Genomic DNA, 1,394 nt, shown 5'->3' with positions numbered 1-1,394 from the left:
AAGAAAAAGCCAGCACCGCGCAAACCGATGGCAACCATTCAGCCGGCCTCCACCAAATAGTAACTGTAGTAGCTATCACCTCTCTCTAGCTAACAGATGAGATAGAAAGCAGAAAGTCCTTACCAACTTTCTGCTTTTTTACATCTAACAATGATCAAGATCAGCCAAAACCTTCCTTTACTTCAGTGAGTTAACATCAATTTACGCAGTCCGTCGAAAAAACAACGTAAACAATTTGTAAACAGTTTGCGTCCTCATTCTTTGCCGCTAGTTTTATTCATTCCTGTTTAAAGGAGTATCGAACAGGGACAAAAATTCCAAACGAAGACATGAGGTCACAAATGGAAACACGCTTTAATCGCCTATTTGCCGCAATGTTGGCTGTGGGCCTTGCACCTGCCGTCTCGGCGTTTGATCCGCTCTATTCAGAACAATGGCATCTCGACAACACTGGCCAAACTGCATTCGCAGCAAACCCTGCTGTTGCTGGTAATGACTTAAACACCAAACTTACGCAAGCCATGGGCATTGCCGGTATTGGCGTTAAAGTTGCGGTCATTGATTCTGGTGTGCAGATCGATCACCCAGACCTTGCAGGTAACGTAGTCACAGGTAGCAGAAACTTCGTTGAAGACTCTTTATTCCCATCCAGTTATCCCGTCGACACTAACGGCCACGGTACTGCCGTTGCTGGTTTGATTAGTGCGGTAGGTAACAATGGTGAAGGTGGACGCGGCGTTGCTTCTCGCTCTTCGCTTGTTGGTTTTAACTGGCTTGCAAACCAAACATTAGAAGGTTGGTTAATTTCTCACGGTATGGACCCAGCGACGCGAGATGTACGGGTATTTAACCAAAGCTATGGCTTTAGTCCGATCAACCCAATCGCGTTTGATGAGAATGACCCACAATTCAAGCTTGAAATGGATGTCATGCAGAACGTCAGCGAAACGAACGCTTGGGGCCGCGGTGCACTGTTTGTCAAGTCTGCGGGTAATGGTTACCGCTATTTCAACACTGGACGATTCTTCGTTCTTCCTAGCGATTTCTTCGCGGGAGGAGGAAACCAAGGTTTACCGATGCACAACTCGGCGCAATCTTACGACAACTCTAGCTACTTCAACCTTGTCACCAGCGCGCTACGCGCAGATGGCACCCGAGCAAGTTACTCTTCTGTTGGCGCTAACGTGTGGGTTGCCGCGCCAGCAGGGGAATACGGGCAAGACTTCCCTGCGATGGTCACAACTGACCTGATGGGATGTGAAGAAGGACAAAACACCAGTGACGGCCTTGGTATTAATGGTCTACACGGTGGTACAGAGCTTGACCCGAACTGTAATTACACCAGCACCATGAACGGCACATCATCGGCTGCGCCGAACACTTCTGGTGCAATC

At 48.4% G+C, this 1,394-nt stretch carries 1 protein-coding gene; it reads left to right on the top strand.

Going from position 1 to position 1,394, the window contains the following annotated elements; all coding sequences use genetic code 11:
• Positions 1-341: 341 nt before the first annotated feature.
• On the top strand, positions 342-1,394 hold a 1,053-nt coding region (locus R7Z78_RS24355; RefSeq protein ID WP_169643845.1), incomplete at its 3' end, for a S8 family peptidase.

It is taken from the genome of Vibrio sp. 1167 (genome assembly GCF_033340375.1).
In the GTDB taxonomy this organism is placed as follows: Bacteria; Pseudomonadota; Gammaproteobacteria; order Enterobacterales; family Vibrionaceae; genus Vibrio; species Vibrio alginolyticus.
Note: the sequence above shows the minus strand (reverse complement) of the source record. Positions and strands in the feature narration are given on the sequence as shown.